General features: G+C 64.4%; 2 protein-coding genes. Both read left to right on the top strand.

The window, feature by feature from the left end; translation table 11 throughout:
* Positions 1–1,731: TonB-dependent receptor (locus C100_RS31135; RefSeq protein WP_024018954.1), on the top strand; the 1,731-nt coding region annotated here is incomplete at its 5' end.
* Positions 1,732–1,766: 35 nt separating this feature from the next.
* Entirely contained in the window at positions 1,767–3,029 is a 1,263-nt protein-coding gene (locus C100_RS31130; RefSeq protein ID WP_024018953.1) for a spinster family MFS transporter, read from the top strand.
* The last annotated feature ends 103 nt before the right edge of the window (positions 3,030–3,132 follow it).

Here is a 3,132-nt window from a genome sequence, read left to right as displayed (position 1 = left end):
GGCGCCTTCGCCCGCCTGTCGCGCGGCGGCTTCGGCAAGAACCTCACCACTGGCGAGGATAATTACAACAAGGACATCTGGGCCGGCCGCGCCACCTTCGAAATGGGCGGCTACGGGGAGCCCGTGCTGCTGCGCATCACCGGCGACTATACGAAGGACAACAGCAATGCGCGCGGCGGCCATCGCCTGATCCCCGGTCAGGTTTCGGGCGCGCCGGTGCTGGGCGACATGTTCGACACGCGCGGCGGCCTGACCGATCCCAAACAATATGTGAAATCCTACGGGCTTTCGATGAACATCACGGCGGAACTGTCCGACGCGGTGACGCTGCGGTCGATCAGCGCCTGGCGCAAGGATGACAGCGCCTCGCCGATCGATTTCGACGCGCTGCCGGCGGTCGATGTCGATGTGCCGGCCTATTATTTCAACGAGCAGTTGAGCCAGGAATTCCAGCTTCTCTACGAACAGGGGCCGATCCACGGGCTGCTCGGCTTCTACTATCTCGACGCGCGGGCCGACACCCAGTTCGACGTGCGGCTGTTCACCACGCTCGCTGGGCTGACCGCCTTCACTCAGGCCGATGTCGATACCGAAACCTACGCCATCTTCGGCGATTTCACCTTCGACCTGTCCGATCAGCTCAGCGTCTCGGCCGGTGGCCGCTATACCTGGGATACGCGGCGGGCCAGTATCCTGCGGCAAAATTATCTGGGCGGCGGATCGCCCGTGTTCGACGGCGCGGGCCTGCCCTTCGGTGCGCCCAGCACCGATTTCCGTGGCCAGAGCGAATTCAGGAAATTCACGCCGCGCGTCTCGGTCAGCTACAAGCCCACCCCGGATCATAATCTCTACGCCAGCTATTCGAAGGGCTTCAAGGGCGGCGGCTTCGACCCGCGCGGCGTCGGCGTCAATGCGCCCGACCTGAATGGCGACGGCATCCGTCAGGATAGCGAAGTGACCGATTTCCTCAGCTTCGCGCCGGAAGAGGTCGACAGCTATGAAGTCGGCTACAAGGGCGACCTGATGGACGGCGCGCTCTATGTCGCGGTCGCCGGCTTCTATGCCGACTACAAGGATGTGCAGATTCCCGGCTCGGTCGCCTGCGACGTGGGCGGCATCCCCTCCTTCTGCGGCGTCGTGTCGAACGCGGGCAAGGCGACGTTCAAGGGTGTGGAGTTCGAAAGCAACGCCCGCCTCGGCCGCGACCTGATGACTTCTGGCGACCGGCTGAACCTGGCCACGGCGATCGGCTATATCGACGCCCAATATAAGGAATATATCACCAATATCGGCGGCGCGCCGACCGATGTCGCCGATTATCGCCGGGTGCAGAATACGCCGAAATGGACTGCGAGCGGGACGCTCAGCTATAATATGCCGGTGGGCGACGGCAGCCTCTATGCCGGCACCACCGTGTCCTGGCGCTCCAAAACCTATCAGTTCGAAATTCCCAATCCCTATATCGACCAGAAGGGCTATGCCCTGTGGGATGCCAGCATCGTCTATACCGCGCCCGACGACCGCTGGAGCATCGGCCTGCACGGCAAGAATATCCTGGACAAGGAATATAAGACGTCGGGCTATACCTTCGTCGTCGCCGATCCCACGACCGGCGCCATCGTCAACAATGCCGCCGGCTTCCCGACCCCGTCGCTGGGCAAGGAAGGGACGCTGACCGCCTTCTACGGCAATCCGCGACAGGTCTTCGTGACGGGTTCGGTCAAATTCTGAACCCTGTCCCGACGGAAATCGGTTTAGAAAGCGCTATGACCAGCCCAATCTCCTCCCCCGCCCATCGCCCCGTCTATTCGGGCGTGGTGCTGGCGATGCTGCTCTTGGTCTACACCTTCAACTTTCTCGACCGGCAGATCCTCGGCATCCTCGCCGTGCCGATCAAGGCGGAGCTGGGGCTGACCGACACGCAATTGGGCGCCTTGGGCGGCATCGCCTTCGCCTTGCTCTATTCGACGCTGGCGATCCCGCTGGCGCTGCTGGCCGACCGGACCAGCCGCACCTGGGTCATCACCGTCAGCCTCGCCATCTGGAGCGGCTTCACCGCGCTGTGCGGCGTGGCGGGCAGCTTCGCCCAGCTGTTCCTGTTCCGCATCGGCGTGGGCGTTGGGGAGGCGGGCGGCGTCGCACCCTCCTACGCGGTGATTTCCGACTATTTCCCTCCGCATCAGCGGGCGCGGGCGCTGTCCATCTATTCGCTCGGCATCCCCCTGGGGTCGGCCGGCGGCGTGCTGCTGGGCGGCTATATCGCGCAACTGGTGGAATGGCGCACCGCCTTCATCGCCGTGGGCGTTATGGGCATCGTGATCGCCCCCATTTTCCGCCTGGTCGTGCGGGAACCCGCGCGGCCTGTGCAGACCGGGCAGGCCGCGCCCGTCACCGCCGTCTTCGGTATCCTCGCGGCCAAGCGCAGCTTCTGGTTGCTGGCGCTGGGCGCGGCGTCCAGTTCGATGTGCGGCTATGGCGTCGCCTTCTGGCTGCCCAGCCTGCTGATGCGCAGCTTCGGGCTGGACCTGATCGGCGCGGGGCAGTTTCTGGGCGGCCTGCTGTTGATCGGCGGGGTGGCCGGCGTGCTGCTGGGCGGCTTTCTGGGCGATGCTCTGGGCGGCCGCGACAAGGCCTTTTACGCCTGGGTGCCGGCGGTCAGCTATATCGTCGGGATGCCGCTGTTCGTGATCGGCGTGTTGTCGGACAGCGTCGGTTTCGCCTTCGCCCTGTTCCTGATCCCGCAGGCTCTGGTCTATGTCTGGCTCGGCCCGGTGCTGACCGCCGTGCAGCATCTTGTCCCCGGCCATATGCGCGCCAGCGCGGCGGCCAGTTTCCTGCTCATCAACAATCTGGTCGGGCTGGGGCTGGGCAGCTGGGCGGTGGGCAGCCTGTCCGACGCGCTGACGCCGGCCTATGGCGATGAAGCGCTGCGCTACGCCATCGTCGCGGCGCTCGGCTTCTACCTCCTCGCCGGCCTGTTCATGGCGCTGGCGGGCAAGGCGCTCCGCACGGATTGGGTGGCCGCCTGACAGGCTGCTATTGGTGATTTCAGATCACCAATGGCCGCAATATATGCTGTGTAATCAGCAATGGCGAATAGGCGCACAACTGTCGCTTTCGCTGTCGGTTTTA

Origin of the sequence: Sphingobium sp. C100, from assembly GCF_000508185.1 — a bacterium.
Classification (GTDB): Bacteria; Pseudomonadota; Alphaproteobacteria; order Sphingomonadales; family Sphingomonadaceae; genus Sphingobium.
This window is presented reverse-complemented; position numbering and strand designations above follow the sequence as displayed.